Here is a 15,468-nt window from a genome sequence, read left to right on the forward strand (position 1 = left end):
GAGGGCTCCAGGGTCTGAAAAATGCGGTTACCCAGGCACGGTAAGTGGAAATTTAAAGCAAAAATTATCTGTTAACTTGTTGATATGGCAAAAAAATAGACAGATATGTTTGAATAAATGAACCTGTCCTCTTTTCAATACTTCTATCCGATAGCAATCTGCGACGCCCCCTTAAAAACTTTCACTGAAAAGCAAGCGACCATTACGGCTTGTGTTCAAGTGAGAAATTACCGCAGCGACGAGTGTTGCTGCGGTTCAAAGCGGGTCAGTGACCCTTGGGTGCCTCAAATCCACGCTGCTCTATGACTCGAAAAACATCACTCACGTCCTGGAGCAAAATCCGGGCGATGTTGGCGACGGTGTTGATGTCGTTTTCGGCGTAGTCGGGGAGGCTGGTGCAGCCCATGAGCTGGAGGTAGGGGAGGACGGCGTTCAGGCGTTCGCTGACGACGTTGTGCAGTTCGCGGATTGGGGCGTGGCTGTCGATGACTAGTACGGGGTAGTCGGTGGCGAATTGGGACATGGGGGTGAAGCGGCGGGGTGGATGTTGGGTCGACATGGATGTAGTCCTAGAAAGATGAATCACAATCGCCATTACTCGTTTGCCGACGGGGGTCGGCTGCGCGGGTCTGGCGGTCTTCGGTGTCTTCTCTTTTGGGCTGCGAATCCCGGTCACCGACAATGGCAGCGACGGGGGAAACTATAAGCTGCGATTTTGGCGCTCACAACCGGGCTGTAGGACGCTTTGGTGTTTGTTGCGACAAGGCTTAATGCCACTGTTTACGGGGCTTTCGCGGTAATCCGGGCGGTATGGAGTGCCTTGGGAAATCGGGGGCAGGTTTTGGGGGCGATTCGCTGCTTATTGGGAATAAACTCCCTCGTTACAAAAGGTGAATTCCTACGCGTTTTTCGGATGTCAGGTTTGTGAAATCGGGTGGGCTGAAAGGTGTGACAGTGAATGTTGGTGTTGAATGTTAGGGCCTCATCGCCGGCAAGCCGGTCTCACTCCTACAGGGGGGCGGTGTAGGCGGGCGCATTGTTGCGTCCGCCTGTGATTGCTTTATGCGGCGTGACCGATCACTTCGATGATTCGCTTCGCAATGTAGTCGACGTGCGTTTCCAGGGCGAAGTGTCCGGTGTCGAGCAGTTCGACTACGGCATTGGGGTTGTCGCGTTTGAAGGCTTCTGCGCCAGGCGGGATGAAGAAGGGGTCGTTCTGGCCCCAGATGGCCAGGGTCGGCAGTTGGGTCTCACGGAAGAAGCGCTGAAAGTCCGGGTAGCGTTTGAGGTTGTTCGCGTAGTCCAGGAACAGGTCGAGCTGGATGTCCTTGTTGCCCGGCCTCTCCAATAGCAGTGCGTCGAGGGTGTAGGACTCGGGAGCGATGAGCTCTGGCGTGCTGACGCCGTGTTCGTATTGCCAGCGCGTGCCTTCCAGGTGCAGGACTGCGTCGGCGATGACCTGGCGATTCTCAGCCGACGGTTCTGCCCAGTAGGCTTTGATCGGTGCCCAGGCATCGCCCAGTCCTTCCAGATACGCGTTGCCGTTTTGCGAGATCAGCGCGGTCATTCTTTCGGGGTATTTGACTGCCAGTCTCAGGCCGGTCGGTGCGCCGTAATCGAAGACGTACATCGCGTAGCGTTTCAGTCCCAGGGTCTCGACGAAATGCCCCAGCGTTTCTGCCAGCGCGTCGAAGGTGTACGCGTATTTGCGCTCGGCAGGCACTTCGGTGAATCCAAACCCGGGCAGGTCCGGGGCGATGATGTGGAAGTGTGCCGACAGCAACGGGATGAGTTGGCGGAATTGGTGGGATGAGCTGGGAAAGCCATGGAGCAGAAGGAGGGTCGGCTTGGCCGGTTCTCCTGCTTCCCGGTAGAAGACGCGGACGCCGTCGACGTCGGCAAATGTGTAGCGGATGGGTGCAGTGGTGCTGGTCATGATGATTGGCCTCGTAACCGCATGGATGAGATCAAGCCGGTTTTCGAGATTAAATCTGGCACGAACAAAGTAACCTGTCAAAATGATTTTGATAGGTTATTGTTTTTCGCCCTCAAGCATCGATGACTTTCTTTTGCCGTTCGCGGTGGGCCGCTGCTTTCGCTCGGTTGCCGCAGACCGCCATGCTGCACCAGCGGCGTTTTCTGCCACGGGTGTGGTCGACGAACATCAGGGTGCAGCTCGGTCCTTCGCAACATTTCACGTTGGTGAAATCTTCCTCGCTGACGAACTGCGCGAGCACTTCGCCCAGTGGCAGCAGGAGGGAATCAGGGCTGCGCCAGCGGCGTTTCGTTTCCCAGGCGAGCTTGGGTGTTTCGCCGTCCTGCAGCGTGATCTGGGTGTACTTTTCGTCCCGTTCGAGAAGGCGATTCAAGGCCTCTAGCTCTGTCAGGGCCGAGGCTTCAAGCGGTTTACCTTTGTATTTCAGGACAAAGCCGCGAAACCATTCGCGCAATGACCGTGCCTGCGCTGCGACGGTTTCCAGCTCGCCAGGCATCGCTTGTGCCTGAAGCCGTTGCAGTATCTCGTCTTCCACCCAGCCCGATTGTTTCAGCCAGTCAAGCCAGCCGTTGCCGTCGTCGATCCAGTCGACGGGTTCATCGACCGGCGTTGCTATCGAGTTCAGGAAATCGAGAGCGGCGGCGTCGGCGACGAAGAGGGCCGGTCCACGGGGAGTGCTGTTCATGAGGGTGTCCACTAAAGCCTGGATTGATAAGGCTCAGCGTAACCACTCAAAATGCATTCGACAAGTTACTATTCGATTGATAACCTCTTCATAATGTCCGGTGGGGTTACTGAATGGGCTCAATTCTTGACCTGCTGATTCCTCCCATAAACATCCTCCAACCGCTCAATATCGTCCTCACCCAAATAGCTCCCGGACTGCACCTCAATCACCTCCAACGGAATTTTCCCGGGGTTGGCCAACCGATGCACCGAAGCAATCGGAATGTAGGTGGACTGGTTTTCCGTCAGCAGGAAGACCTTTTCATTGCACGTTACCTGGGCTGTGCCCGAGACCACGATCCAGTGTTCGGCGCGGTGGTGGTGCATTTGCAGGGACAATTGCGCACCCGGTTTGACGGTGATGTGCTTGACCTGGTGGCGGATGCCGTTGTCCACCGAGTGGTAGCTGCCCCAGGGGCGATACACCGCGCAGTTGTTCTGGGTTTCCGAACGATTTTGGGCGTCGAGCGCGTTCACCAGTTTTTTCACGTCCTGCACGGTGTCGCGGTGCGCGACCATCAGTGCATCTTCGGTTTCTATCACGACGAGGTTTTCCACCCCGAGCAGGGTCACCAGTTTGCTGCTGCCATGGACGAAGCAACTGCGGCTGTTGAAGCTGACGACGTCGCCCTTGAGCACATTGTCGTCGGCGTCCTTTTCGTGCACATCCCACAGCGAAGACCAGCAACCGACGTCACTCCAGCCGGCGCTGAGCGGGACGACCCAGGCGCGGCTGGTGCGTTCCATCACCGCGTAGTCGATGGAGTTGTCCGGGCAGCATTCGAAGGTGACGCGATCGATGCTGGTCACGCCTTCGTTGCTGGGGCTACGTTCCAGGGCCATCACGCAGGTGTCGTACATGTCCGGTTCGTGAGTGCGCAGCTCTTCGAGGTAGCGGCTGGCACGGAACAGGAACATGCCGCTGTTCCAAAAGTATTCGCCGGAGCGGACAAATTCGGCGGCGGTTTGCTGGTCGGGTTTTTCGATGAATTGCTCGACCTTGAAGGCATGGGCGCCAGCATCGCTGCAGTCGGCCTTGATGTAGCCGAAGCCGGTTTCCGGACGTGTCGCCGGAATGCCGAACAACACCAGATTGCCTTTGAGCGCCTCTTCCTCTGCGTGTTCCAGTGTGGCGCGCAAGGCGGGGACGTCGCTGATCACATGGTCGGCCGGAAGGACCAACATGAGCTCATCGCGGCCTTCGGCAATCAGCTTTAGGGCTGCCAGCGCCACCGCCGGTGCGGTGTTGCGGCCGAAGGGTTCGAGCAGGATCGCCTGCGGCTTGCAGCCGATGGCGGCAAGTTGTTCGTTGACGAGAAAGCGATGCTCCTGATTACACACCACGATCGGTTTGCCGATACCGTTGAACGCCAGGCGCTGCAGGGTTTGCTGAAAGAGTGATCCTTCGCCGGCCAGGCTCAGGAATTGTTTGGGATACAACTTGCGTGACAATGGCCACAACCGGGAACCACTGCCCCCGGACAGAATGACTGGAATCATTTTTCTTTCCTCCCGCACCTTCATCGTTCGATATGAAGGCGCTTCGAACAGCGAAGGACTGCCTTCCATTATTTGAAACACAAGCTCAATTCAATGTGGCCGCAATCAGGGCGTGCCGGCTGTTGCACCTAGTCTTTCTGGTCAGCAAACAGCTGGGTGATGTCGCCGCCCAGGCGGTAGTTTTTCATCGGTTCAACCGATTGGCGCCAGCGGTTGGTTTCCGCCGAGCAGTCGTATAGGGCGCAGTACGGTTCCAGCCAGGCAAACTTGCCGTCCTCGTTGAGGTCCTCGAGTGCTTGCTTGTGGCCGGTCTTGCGTTCAAACAAACCTGGATTCTTGATGCCTTCTTCCACGCGCGTCGCCAGACGCCGCATGGCGCCGTGGTTTTCTTCGCGCAGATCGACGCCGTTGGCTTGGGCGAAGGAGGCGATCATCATCAGCGGCCCCATCGCGTAGTTATGGTAAGCCAGTGCGCGGGTATCGCGGCCCAATTCGTTGGGCAAGTACCCGTCGGCATCGACCTGGGACGCGCCGATGCGAAACTGTGCGACCGACCAGTCGAACAGGTCGCGCCGGTCAACCACCACCGAAGCCGCCATGACGGACCATGCTGCCCAATACTGGTGATTGTTGAGACGGTCCAGCGGTTGGTCGCGCCAGTCCCGCACCACCTGTTCGGCGAGCTTGCCGATCCAGGCTTCGATGGGACGGGTCTGCGCTTCACGGCCCTTCAATGGCTGTGAGCGCGAAAACTTGAGCCGCAGGTACGCCGAAGAAATACTGCCCAGCGCCCATTTGCGCATCGATTTGCCGGTGTGGGTGTAGGTGGTACTCAGCAGCGCCTGCGCCTTGGCCCAATCGCCCAGCCAGCTCAACGTGCAGTCCACATGACCTGGGCGGCCGACCCGTAAGTAGGCGGCGACTTGTTTGTTGACGCCTTTTTCCAGTTCGTTGATATCGCCGGACATTTCTTTGTAGCGTTTGTTGGACTCTGCGTTGAGCTGATCCCGGGCCTTGCCCGAGCCTTCGTATTTGCTGGGGATCAACAGGTCGCCGGTATAGGGTTTGGGCGTCGCCGGACAGCTCTGTGCGTCGCCCTTTTTCTCTGTGGCCGGCGCGTAATAGCCCTGCGGTGGGCGAAGTTGTGCGGTCGCCTGCATGATCGACCCCATCAGAATGAGGGCCACGCCAATGGCGGCCCAGCGTGCCGGGCGCATCAGTTTTCCTCCGTCTGCGCGGTGCGCAGGGCCGGTGCCGCCGTGATGGCGGGTTTGACGCACAGTCGGGTCGAAAGCCCTGTGGTGGTCATTCCCGGCGGCGGTTGCACGTCCATGGAAAGAAGCGTCTGTTCGCCCCAGTCCCCGTCGCCGCGCAGCTCGAAGGCGAATCGGCCCTGGGTATTGACCGTCGGCGAACGGCTCAAGCTGAGGTTTTCCTGGCGACCGTTCAGGTAGGTCAGGGTCGCGTTCAACAGACGCACGCCGGGATCCGCGAACTTGAGGTCGACCTGATAACGATTGCCCTTGATCGGATATACGTTGCCGCCACTGCCGTTGAACAACACTTGATTGCGCCCGCTGTGCAGGGTCGCCTGGCTTTTGAGCAGCGGGGACTGGTTGTCGCAGCCATCGCTCAGCGCCGCCATTGCCTGGCGGTAGAAGCTGGGTTTGCCAAGGCTGTCGAGATTGTCGGTTTCCCACACCAGCACCGCCGGCGGGGCGTTCTGGAAGTCGTCGCCGAGCAGGTAGGCGATCAACGAATCATCGTAGCCACCGCCCGGTACGCTGAAGTTGCGGACCGGCGTCTCCAGATATTGTTCGAGGAAACCGGGAAAGTTGAACAGCTCGCTGCTGGCGCTGGTGCCGATCAATGCGACCTTGGCCGGACCCTTGGAATCGCCTTGGGCGCGGGTTTGATAACGGGTCACATACTGCGCCGCATAGCCGTTGCCGCAGATCTGTGCGGCGGCTTTTTGCAGCGTGCCCGAGCGCCCCAACAGGCCGGCCGGTTGGCTGGCGAAGAGCTGATGCGGCAACGCCTTGAGCACATCGTTGCCCTTGAGTGTCTGGGCCACCAATTGGGCACTGCGGTCGGCGCCATAGGGCGTCCAGTTGTGATCGCCCTTGAAGTAGAAGGGCTGCCCGGCGGGCTGTGGCGAACTCAGCAGGTTGGCAAAGTCGGGTGCCAGAATGCCCAGGCCGCGCACTCGGTCCAGGGTTTGCAGGTAGTTCTGCCTAGCCCTGGCCTGATCGAAGCTGGCCAGTTCCAGCGGCGTCAGGCGGTCGGCGTGCAGCAGGCCGCGACTGGGTGGCATCACCAACACCAGTTCGACGCCGCGCTGGGCGAGCCCGTCGCGCAGGCGCTTGAGGGCTTTGTAGCCGCTCTCGTCGAGGCCGAAGTCAGTGCGCAAATCGCTACGGGTGCGAAACAGCCACTGGTCCTTGGCCTCCACCAGCGTCGCGTAGTTTTTCAGTTCCGGTGGTTCGTAATAGGTTGCCTGCGCCGCTTGCGGGCACAGCTGACAGCAGGCCTCGGCCGAATACTGCGGCTGTGCCTGTGCCCCCATCGACATGGACAGCAGGCCAAGCGCGGCAAATCCATGAAAGGTGTTCATCGGCAGGCTCCTCACAGTGTCTCGGGCAGAATCAACGCGGCGGCGTGGCGGCGCAGGAGGATGTCCATCAAGTCGCCCTGAACGTCCCCCAGCAAACCGGTGAAGGCCAGGCCGTCCTGTTTCTGCGGCGCGAGAAAGGTCAAGTCATAGAGTTCCAGGCGCGAGGGTGAAAACACGGCGATGGGGCTGGAACCGTTGCCGATCAACTTGCCGCCGACCACGGTGAGCGACAGTTTGGCTTCGTAAGGGTCTTCCTTGAGATCGCGGTCGGTGCCACGCAAATCCTTGGTGTGGCCATAGATCCCGGTCAGGGCGTTGGCCATCAGCTCGTTTTCATACAGGCGCACGCCGGTGCTGTTGCGCACGCGGATCCCGTGTCGGTCATTGTCCGCCGCGCGGTTGCGCCAGATCAGGTTATTGCCGCTCTCGTACAAGGTGATGCCGTCGGAGCGGTTTTTGTAGGTTTCGTTGTAGGCCAGCAGGTTATTGACGCTGGAACGGTCCAGGACGATGCCCGACAGATGATTGTTGTAGGTGCGGTTGTAGATGATCCAGCTGTCGTTGACCTCGCGCGAGAGGATGATGCCGTGCTTCTTGTGGGTGTCGAAGACATCGTTATGGGCAATGATCAGCCGGCGCGAACGGTCGTGCGGGTCGATGCCATATACGATGTTTGCGCGATAGGTGTTGCGCAGAATCACCACGTCGTCGGCCTCGTAGCAATAGAAGCCGAAATAGTTGTCGATGAACTGCGAATTGATCAGCCAGCCGGTCGGTTTTTTGCGCTTCATCTTCGGCGCCATGCTCGGGCTGTACTGGGAAATACTCACCCCATAGCTCTTGCTCTCGGTGTAGCCGAAGCTGGTGATGGTGCTGTTGACGATGTAGGTCTCGGTGCCGCCCCAGGAAATCAGGAACGGGCGAAACGTTTCCTCTTTTTTGAACCAGGCCGGGCTGTCGTCTTTCTCGCTCCAGGCGCTGACCTTGGTATCGGTAATGAACAGTTTGCCGTCGTTGACCAGGAACGAACCGCCGTCCTGGGACAAGCGCAATTCCTTGACCGACTTGTCGATATGCAGCGTCCCGCCGGGACGAATGACGATCGGCAAGCGCGCCAGAAACACCCCCGGCGCGGTTTCGCGCAAGGCAGTCTGCGGCAAGCTGCGTGCCAGTTGCGTCAGGCTCATGTAGCCACGGTCGATGAAGATCGCCACGGGCATTTGCTTCTGGCGCACCACCCATTCCTTGAAGCGGTCCTGGCCGCCGATGAACTCGTCGAGCGCGTTCTCCTTGAGCATCGGCTGGATCAAGGCACGGCCGGCGGGCTTGTAGGCAATCTTCGCGGCGACTGCCTCGGCGGTATAGCCAGACAGGTCGGGCATTTTCGGTTCCTTGATCAGCAACGGTTTTCCCGGAGCCTCGCTGATGCTGTAGCGCGGTATCAGGAGGTCACCTGCCGCACTGGCACCTGCCGTCTGCACCAACAGCATTGCGGCGAGCATCAGTCCTATCTTGACGACACGGTCCATAAGTCTCACTCATCCAAAAGGCAGCCGGTTGTGATCAATGTGCCGTTGCCCGCGATGGTTTCAGCGCGGGCAACCACCGGGTTCTAGATTTTCCAGATGAAATCGATGAACGCCCGGTGCATGCTCGAATCGGTGTCGTTGGCGTAGGCGTCACCGGGGAAGAACACGCCCAGGCGCAGGCGGATCAGTGCCGAAGGTTCGTCGACCCAATCCACCATGCTCGCGGGCAACAGGCCTTGCTTGAAGTACTTGGTCATGACCAGATCGACTTCCTGGCCCAGGTCCTTCTCGCCGTCCACCAGCGCCGCATTGATGATCCCGTCGTCGCCGGTTTCCGTCTGGTCGTCGACCCGCCAGAAACGGTGGTAGACGAGGCTGGCGTCGTAGTCCTCGCGATACGACCAGGCGCCGAACAGCGTCGCGGTCTGGAGGTTGCTCAGTTCACCGCGAAAGGCTTCGCCGAAGCGGTGTACGCGTGAGCGCGTGCCGGTGTAGTTGGAGCGGTTGCTTTGCAGGCCGGTTTGCTGGAACTGGTTCTCCTGGTCGTTGCCGCCGCCATCGCCACGGGCGGCGGCAGCACCGACGCGCCAGGCGTCATCGATGTTCCAGCGCAAGCCCAGGTCCGCGGCCCAGGCATTGACGTCGCCGCTGGTGTGGCCCGTCGCGATTCGATTACCGGAAGGGACGATCACGCTGTTGAGGTTGTCGCGATCGCCGGTCAGCCAGGTTGCGTTGATCCAGTAATTGAGCGGCATCGTCGAGCGATAGTTGTAGCCGTCACCGTTCGCTTCAAGGCCGACCCAGGTCAGGCTGCCGGTGGTGGTTTTGTCGAGTGCATCGAGCTGTTCACCGGGATCCGGCAGATTGCCGCTGTCTTCCGAGTGATGTACACGCAGACCGACCCAATTATTGGGCGTCCATTGCGTAGAGATGTCGGCGAAGGCATGGGAACGGTCTTTGTCTTCCGGCGCCAGGTCGTCCAGGTCGGTGCGGTAGTCGGAAAAACGTTGAGCGGCGCCGAGGTGGCTGCGCAGCAATGTGGTTTCGAAGGTCCAGTTGAGCGCTTCGATGTTGGTGTCCATCCACTCGCCGCTGTCCTCGCGCAGACGCTGGCGACCCAAACGCAGATGCTCGCCCGGATAGGCCGTGATGCCCGAATAATCGACCCAGAACTCGCGAAGCGCCAGGTAGCTGTCATCCGCTTCACGGGTGTTGCTGTCGTCGACGCCGTTGTTCACGGTGTCGGTGTCGATGGTGTCGGTCGCCGCTACCGCCTGGCCCATCACATAGGCGCTCCAGTTGCCCCATTGGCCAAAGGCCCAGGGGCGCAGGTCGAGGCCAATATCGTTGAGGGTGCCACCGGGTGCAGTGCCCAGGTCCCGGTCGTCCTGCGACTCACCGGTAATCTTCACATCCAGGCCGAAATTCTTCGGCGCCACTTCCGCCGCCAGCACCAGACCGGCGCTGCACATCAGCGAAACTCCCAGACCATAACCTGCCAACAGTGCTTGTTTCATAGTAAGTCCTGTCCATTTTCCGGAGTTTGCAGCCTGGCGAGAGCCGCGCCCGTCAGACGGGCCTGAGCTTCTTCCTCAAGTAAGGGCTGCGCGATTTTCCTCTCTGCCGGGGTCATCCCCGACTGCACGGCCGACAGCACTGGCCCCGCATTTACCACGCCCTGGCGTTGCGCGAGTTGCGCAAAGACAAAAGCATTGATTCGATTGACCTTGACCCCGCGTGAGTCGGAAAACATGTGCGCCAGCGCCAGGTCGGCATTGGGCGAACCGTTGCGGGCTGCCAGCAGCAAGTGTTGCAGCGCTTTCTGTGGTTCGACCTGGCCCAGATAACCGCGCCGGTACAACTGGCCGAGGTAGTAATGCGCCCCGACTTCACCGGCGGCGGCCGCCTTGAGCAGGTGCTCTTGCGCCAGACGCGGATCCTGCGGCAGCCATTTGCCGAGGTAATACAGGCGCCCGGTCAACAGTTCCGCCCGTGGATCGCCCGCTTCGCGCCCGCGCTGCAAGGCCGAGAGCAATTGCGGCGCATCGCCTTGGGCGGGGTAGTCGTCGATCAGCCGAGCCAGGCTGGTCCAGGCCGGTGGATACTCGGGTGCCAGTTCCTCGAGCAGGCGTTGGGCGCTTTGCGGATCGGCCGGGCCTTCGAGTGTCGGTGTCGACAGAACGCGCGCCACCGACTCGACCCGCAAGGGCGCTACTCGTCCTTCGCGCCAACCCTGGCGCATCTGCGCCAGCAAGTCGGCTTGCGCCTTGGATTGGGCGCGCATCCGGTTGATGGTGGCCAACTCCACATAACAGGCATCGAGTACCGCCAATCGCGCCCGGCACATCTGCTCGATCTGCGGCAGGTGAGCGTTATAGGTGCCCTGATTGCGGTAAATCAGGATTTGCGCCATGTCCGCCTCGACAATGCCCTGGGCGCGCCAGCCGTTGACCTTCTGTTGCGGATCCACCCCAGGCGTCAGTTGCGGGTAGCCCAGGTACAACAAGGTCAGCGGCACCACTGCACTGAACTCGCCTTTGTCCAGCGCACCTTCCAGCAATTGCCGGGCCTCTTGCACTTGCTTGGGATCCGTCGGTCCCTGACGCAGCAACACGCGGCCCAGACGTGACTGCGCCTTGACCGATTCCGGCGCGGCCTGCCGGTACAATCCCTCAGCCTCTTTCAGGCTCGCCGGGTCGCCCGCCGAGGCCGTCAAGTCGCCCATTCCGGCCTGCGCGTCGGCATAGCCTTCTTCGGCCAGCGGCGCGTAGTTCTTGCGAGCCGTTTCATAATCGCCGCGCGCCATGGCTTCGCGCGCCAAGCCTTGATCGGGGAGGGTGCCGCACCCATGAATCATTGTCAGGGCCGCGGCCAGCGCGGAAAACCGCAGCCCCGATCGCCATGCGCCGTTCATTTTCCGGCCGCCATGACTTTATTCGCCCAGGTGTTTTTCACCCAGGCATTGGCCGCCGAGGCACTCTGCACCCAGACATTGCCTTGCAGGTCTTCGATACTGACCTCCACCGGCCGTCCGGCCTGATCGGTTTGCAACGGGCTGTCAGGCTCAATGGTGACCCGCAGGTCCGAGGCCAGGCCGCCGTTGTCCAGCGCCACCGCAGTGATTTTGCCCGCGCGTGGCTGTTCTTCGCCGATCAACTGGAAGCTCACCGCCTTGCCAGGCTGGATCTTGGCAAAATTCTTGTAGGGAAAACGCGCCTCGATGGTTGCCACACCGTCGATTGGCATCAACTCATACACCGTGGTGCCCTTGCCGACGACCTGGCCGTCCGGCACCAGTTGCGACACCACGCGGCAATCGCATGGGCTGGTCAACGAACCTTGCAGGGTTCGGCTGAACAGGCGCTCAAGGTTTTCCGGGGTCGCCTGTCCGGGCGGCAGGTTGCCTTTCATCACATCCAGCAACGAGGCGGAAAAGGTCGCCAGCGGGGCGCCCTTGGCCACCACCGACCCCACTTTGACTAACGAATTGACACTGCCGTCGCGCGGCAGGCCGATCAACTGGCCGGGCACGTTGACCCGCGCCGATTCGGCATGGGTGACGAAATAAATGCCATACAACTGGTGCACCACATAACCAAAGGCAAACAGTCCCACCAGGAACATCAGCAGGCTTACCGCGGTGGCCCGCACGCGAGCGAGAATGCCCATGCCGTGGCCGCTTTCGTGCTTTCGCGGCTTGGTGAAGTTGTCGCGTTGCTGGGTCGAGAGCATGTCACCCAGGCTGATCACCCCGCCCGAGAGGTAAGAGGTGATCACGTAACGCAAGGCGGAAATCGCACGAGGGCGCAGGTTTTGAAACTCGCAACCTATGCGCTGCCCTTCGTCGTTAATCGAGCGCACGACAAACTCCACGTCGATGGCAAACCCCAGCGCATCGACCTGGAACACCAGTTTGCCTTTGTGTTGCCGGCCCACGATCAGCGTTGTACCCGGCTGACTCAGGCTGAATCCGCCAGCTGACAAGTCGATCAGCTCGCAATCGAACGGCTCCCGGTCCGGCCCGTGAAACTTGATCCTCGCCGGTAGAGTGAGCCGCGCATGCTGACGCTGCACCTCCGACTCGTGCACGACATTGTCATCAACAGCAACAAAAGCTGTGTTCATAACGCGTTCCTTCCCATCGATTGAGTCCGATCCGGCACGGCCTGCCACGGCCCTGACACCTGCACTACACAATCCACATCAGCAGCGCGCAAAACACGCTGCCGGCCGAAAACGTCATGGCCCGCGACGACCAGGTATTGAACCAGCGCTGATAGCTCGCCAGCCCACGGTCGAGTTTGGTTTTCTGGCGCGTCCACGATTGCTGGTCGAGACGGAAGAACACATAGATCTTCACCATCGCGCCGACCAGTTGGTTGTAATAGAGAATCAGTGGATAAGCCGGCCCGACCGGGTGCCCCGACGCCAGCAACAGAAGGCTCAGGATCAGGCGCGTCACGCCGATCCAGAGCACATAAATCAGCAAGTAGGCGATGCTGTATTTGAGGCTGGCAATGATCGCCACCGACGGCCCAAGCAGGCTGGCCCACATCGATACGCGTTGGTCGAGCAGCACCACCGAGGTGAACCAGCCCAGCCGCCGCACACCCAGGTGCAGGGCCCGTGAGTTCTGCCGCAGGTTATTGCCATACCAGCGGAACATCAGCTTGCGGCTGGCCTTGATGAAGTTCTTTTCCGGTGGATGCTCGACGGTGTTGATCGCCGCATCGGGCACATAAAAGGTGTCGTAGCCCAGCCGCATCAGGCTGTACCAACTGGACTTGTCATCACCGGTCAAAAAGCGGAAACGTCCCAGGCGCCAGTGCTGCAGATAATCGCGCTCGACGTCTTGAATGAAGCCGGGATCGGTCACCACTTGGGCGCGGAACACCGACATCCGCCCGGTCATGGTCAGCACGCGCTTGCCCAGTGCCATCGAGCACATATTGATGTGCCGCTGGGCAAACCGCAGCTTGTGCCATTCGCTCATCAGGTAGCTGCCGCGCACTTCGCAGAACTCATTGGTGGTCAACCCGCCGACGTTCGGAAAAAGCTTGAACCAGGGCACGGTCTGACGTACCAGCCCGGCGGAGAGCACGGTGTCGCCATCGACCACGGCCACCACCGCATCGGCGTCCGGCACGTGCCGGGAGATCGCCCGGAAACCATGGGCCAGTCCATCGCGCTTGCCGGTGCCGGGAATCCGCACGAAGCTCAGCTTGACCTGCTCCGGCGGGGTATAGCTGTCCCAGAGCGCCTTGATCAGCAATTCATCGGCGAGCTCGACGATGGAACAGACCACCGTGGTCGGGTAACCACAACCGATGGCCTCCTCAATCACCGAGCGATACACCTGCGCCGTGGTCAACGCCTCGATCCGAAAACTGGTGACCAGCAAAAATACGTGCGACGGGTCGGCAATGCTGCCGAGCCGGGTGACTTTGCGTCTGTAGTAGGGGAACACCAGATAAAGGAACAGTAACCCTCGTATGTAATGGACAGCCCCCATCGAATAACGCCAGATACCGACCGCCCCCAGCAACAGGAGAAAGTCCCTGGATTGGGGATCGAACACTGAGCGCGGCAGCAGCAATGCAAGCCCCAGCAACGCGGTGACGTAAAACAGCCAGCCCGCCGCTTCGCGCAAGTAATCCCTGGCATCAGCCATACCCGTGACTCCTGTTCGATAAACCCGTATTGCCCGGGTTGCAGTTCGGTGCCGTTCTTACCAGCAGATGCCTTCGAGCTGATCGTCACTGGTGTGTGGCATGAAACCCACCAGGTCAACCACCCGCTTGCCTTCGGGCACATCAAGCGCGAGGGCTCTGAAGGACTCGTCACCGTTGCCAAGCACAATCACCTCCGCCTCGTCGATCACCTTCACAAGGTCAGCGCGTAGCAGCGAAGCCAGGTGCGGAATCTTCGATTCGATGTAGTCCTTGTTGGCGCCGTAGATGCGCGCGTATTCAACGTTGCGGTCGAAGATGTGCAGGTCGTAGCCCTTGCCGATCAACATTTCGGCCAACTCCACCAGCGGGCTTTCGCGCAGGTCATCGGTGCCGGCCTTGAAGCTCAGGCCGAGCAGGGCGATACGCCGCTTGCCGTAACTGGTGATGATGTCGAAGGCTCGCTGAACCTGCGCCGCATTGCTGCGCATGATCGACGCCAGCAGCGGGTGTTCGACATCCAGTTGTCCGGCGCGGTAGTTCAGCGCACGCACATCCTTGGGCAGGCAGGAACCGCCGAACGCGAATCCGGGACGCATGTAATAACGCGACAGGTTGAGCTTGGTGTCCTGGCAGACCACGTCCATCACATCGCGACCGTCCACGCCGGCAGCCTTCGCGATATTGCCGATCTCATTGGCGAAGGTGACTTTGGTCGCGTGCCAGACATTGCAGGTGTACTTGATCATCTCGGCCACTTCGATACTGCGACGCAGGAGCGGTGCGTCCAGCTCTTGAAAGAGCGTGGCGAGCAGGTCACCGCTGCGTTGGTCGAGTTCACCGATCACTGTCATGGGCGGACAGTTGTAGTCCTTGATCGCCGTACTTTCACGCAGGAACTCCGGGTTGATCGCCACACCGAAGTCGACCCCGGCCTTCTTGCCGGAACAGTCTTCCAGTATCGGAATCACCACATTCTTCACGGTGCCCGGCAACACGGTGCTGCGCACCACCACCGTATGCCAACTGTCCTTGGTGTGCAGGGCTTCGCCGATCTCGCGGCAGACCGACTCTATGTAGACCAGATCCAGATCGCCATTCTTCTTGCAGGGCGTACCGACGCAGAGGAACGACATCTGTGTGTCCATCACGGCCGCCTTTACATTACTGCTGCCGCGTAGCCGCCCCGAATTCACTCCCTGTTCGAGCAGCGGTTCCAGGCCGGGCTCGACGATAGGCGATTTACCCTGGTTGATCAGGTCAATCTTGACTTGCGAGACATCCACCCCGATTACGTCATGACCGCGAGCAGACAGACAGCCCGCGCATACAGCGCCCACATACCCCAGACCAAATATGCTGATACGCATTGGTAAGTTCCCCATATACCCGGATTTCGGATGGCCATCGGCATGCCACACAGGCCGACAGTTG

The 15,468-nt window shown here is 60.1% G+C and carries 12 protein-coding genes; all 12 read right to left on the bottom strand.

Annotated elements, in window-relative coordinates:
* Positions 1–265 precede the first annotated feature (265 nt).
* The 12 genes from ACYZUC_RS01780 to ACYZUC_RS01835 all read right to left on the bottom strand — a co-directional run bounded on the left by ACYZUC_RS01780 (position 266) and on the right by ACYZUC_RS01835 (position 15,404).
* On the bottom strand, positions 266–559 hold the full coding sequence (locus tag ACYZUC_RS01780) for a fructose-bisphosphate aldolase (protein ID WP_461993038.1): 294 nt from the start codon (positions 557–559) through the stop codon (positions 266–268).
* 501 nt (positions 560–1,060) lie between these two features.
* Positions 1,061–1,936 carry an alpha/beta fold hydrolase gene (locus tag ACYZUC_RS01785; protein WP_461993040.1) on the bottom strand — a complete coding sequence of 292 codons (876 nt, stop codon included), beginning with the start codon at positions 1,934–1,936 and terminating at the stop codon, positions 1,061–1,063.
* Positions 1,937–2,048: 112 nt separating this feature from the next.
* The gene (locus ACYZUC_RS01790) at positions 2,049–2,693 is read right to left on the bottom strand and encodes a CGNR zinc finger domain-containing protein (protein ID WP_461993042.1); all 645 of its coding nucleotides are present in this window, start codon (positions 2,691–2,693) and stop codon (positions 2,049–2,051) included.
* A 107-nt stretch (positions 2,694–2,800) separates the two neighbouring features.
* Positions 2,801–4,222, bottom strand: coding sequence for a mannose-1-phosphate guanylyltransferase/mannose-6-phosphate isomerase (locus tag ACYZUC_RS01795; protein ID WP_461993044.1), 1,422 nt, complete (start codon positions 4,220–4,222; stop codon positions 2,801–2,803).
* Between the two features lie 128 nt (positions 4,223–4,350).
* The gene (locus ACYZUC_RS01800) at positions 4,351–5,439 is read right to left on the bottom strand and encodes a mannuronate-specific alginate lyase (RefSeq protein ID WP_461993046.1); all 1,089 of its coding nucleotides are present in this window, start codon (positions 5,437–5,439) and stop codon (positions 4,351–4,353) included.
* The gene (locus ACYZUC_RS01805; RefSeq protein ID WP_461993048.1) at positions 5,439–6,836 is read right to left on the bottom strand and encodes an alginate O-acetyltransferase AlgX-related protein; all 1,398 of its coding nucleotides are present in this window, start codon (positions 6,834–6,836) and stop codon (positions 5,439–5,441) included. The genes ACYZUC_RS01800 and ACYZUC_RS01805 overlap by 1 nt, the downstream gene beginning before the upstream one ends.
* Before the next feature lie 11 nt (positions 6,837–6,847).
* Entirely contained in the window at positions 6,848–8,365 is a 1,518-nt protein-coding gene (gene algG, locus ACYZUC_RS01810; protein ID WP_008027184.1) for a mannuronan 5-epimerase AlgG, read from the bottom strand.
* Positions 8,366–8,448: 83 nt separating this feature from the next.
* Positions 8,449–9,837 carry an alginate export family protein gene (locus ACYZUC_RS01815; protein WP_461996799.1) on the bottom strand — a complete coding sequence of 463 codons (1,389 nt, stop codon included), beginning with the start codon at positions 9,835–9,837 and terminating at the stop codon, positions 8,449–8,451.
* 41 nt (positions 9,838–9,878) lie between these two features.
* On the bottom strand, positions 9,879–11,279 hold the full coding sequence (locus ACYZUC_RS01820) for an alginate biosynthesis protein AlgK (RefSeq protein ID WP_461993050.1): 1,401 nt from the start codon (positions 11,277–11,279) through the stop codon (positions 9,879–9,881).
* Positions 11,276–12,490: an alginate biosynthesis protein Alg44 gene (locus ACYZUC_RS01825; protein ID WP_223415517.1), complete on the bottom strand. Its 1,215-nt coding sequence runs from the start codon at positions 12,488–12,490 to the stop codon at positions 11,276–11,278. The genes ACYZUC_RS01820 and ACYZUC_RS01825 overlap by 4 nt, the downstream gene beginning before the upstream one ends.
* A gap of 64 nt (positions 12,491–12,554) precedes the next feature.
* Positions 12,555–14,036: a glycosyltransferase family 2 protein gene (locus tag ACYZUC_RS01830; RefSeq protein WP_461993052.1), complete on the bottom strand. Its 1,482-nt coding sequence runs from the start codon at positions 14,034–14,036 to the stop codon at positions 12,555–12,557.
* Between the two features lie 57 nt (positions 14,037–14,093).
* Positions 14,094–15,404, bottom strand: coding sequence for a nucleotide sugar dehydrogenase (locus tag ACYZUC_RS01835; RefSeq protein ID WP_461993053.1), 1,311 nt, complete (start codon positions 15,402–15,404; stop codon positions 14,094–14,096).
* Positions 15,405–15,468: the final 64 nt, after the last annotated feature.

The sequence above is a fragment of the Pseudomonas sp. GT1P32 genome (genome assembly GCF_054897805.1).

Excerpts from the sequence above, each read along its gene's own strand:
- ACYZUC_RS01780 (WP_461993038.1), bottom strand. The coding sequence starts at position 559 with ATGTCGACCCAACATCCACCCCGCCGCTTCACCCCCATGTCCCAATTC.
- ACYZUC_RS01785 (WP_461993040.1), bottom strand. The coding sequence starts at position 1,936 with ATGACCAGCACCACTGCACCCATCCGCTACACATTTGCCGACGTCGAC.
- ACYZUC_RS01795 (WP_461993044.1), bottom strand. The coding sequence starts at position 4,222 with ATGATTCCAGTCATTCTGTCCGGGGGCAGTGGTTCCCGGTTGTGGCCA.
- ACYZUC_RS01800 (WP_461993046.1), bottom strand. The coding sequence starts at position 5,439 with ATGCGCCCGGCACGCTGGGCCGCCATTGGCGTGGCCCTCATTCTGATG.
- ACYZUC_RS01805 (WP_461993048.1), bottom strand. The coding sequence starts at position 6,836 with ATGAACACCTTTCATGGATTTGCCGCGCTTGGCCTGCTGTCCATGTCG.
- algG (WP_008027184.1), bottom strand. The coding sequence starts at position 8,365 with ATGGACCGTGTCGTCAAGATAGGACTGATGCTCGCCGCAATGCTGTTG.
- ACYZUC_RS01815 (WP_461996799.1), bottom strand. The coding sequence starts at position 9,837 with ATGTGCAGCGCCGGTCTGGTGCTGGCGGCGGAAGTGGCGCCGAAGAAT.
- ACYZUC_RS01820 (WP_461993050.1), bottom strand. The coding sequence starts at position 11,279 with ATGAACGGCGCATGGCGATCGGGGCTGCGGTTTTCCGCGCTGGCCGCG.
- ACYZUC_RS01825 (WP_223415517.1), bottom strand. The coding sequence starts at position 12,490 with ATGAACACAGCTTTTGTTGCTGTTGATGACAATGTCGTGCACGAGTCG.
- ACYZUC_RS01830 (WP_461993052.1), bottom strand. The coding sequence starts at position 14,036 with ATGGCTGATGCCAGGGATTACTTGCGCGAAGCGGCGGGCTGGCTGTTT.
- ACYZUC_RS01835 (WP_461993053.1), bottom strand. The coding sequence starts at position 15,404 with ATGCGTATCAGCATATTTGGTCTGGGGTATGTGGGCGCTGTATGCGCG.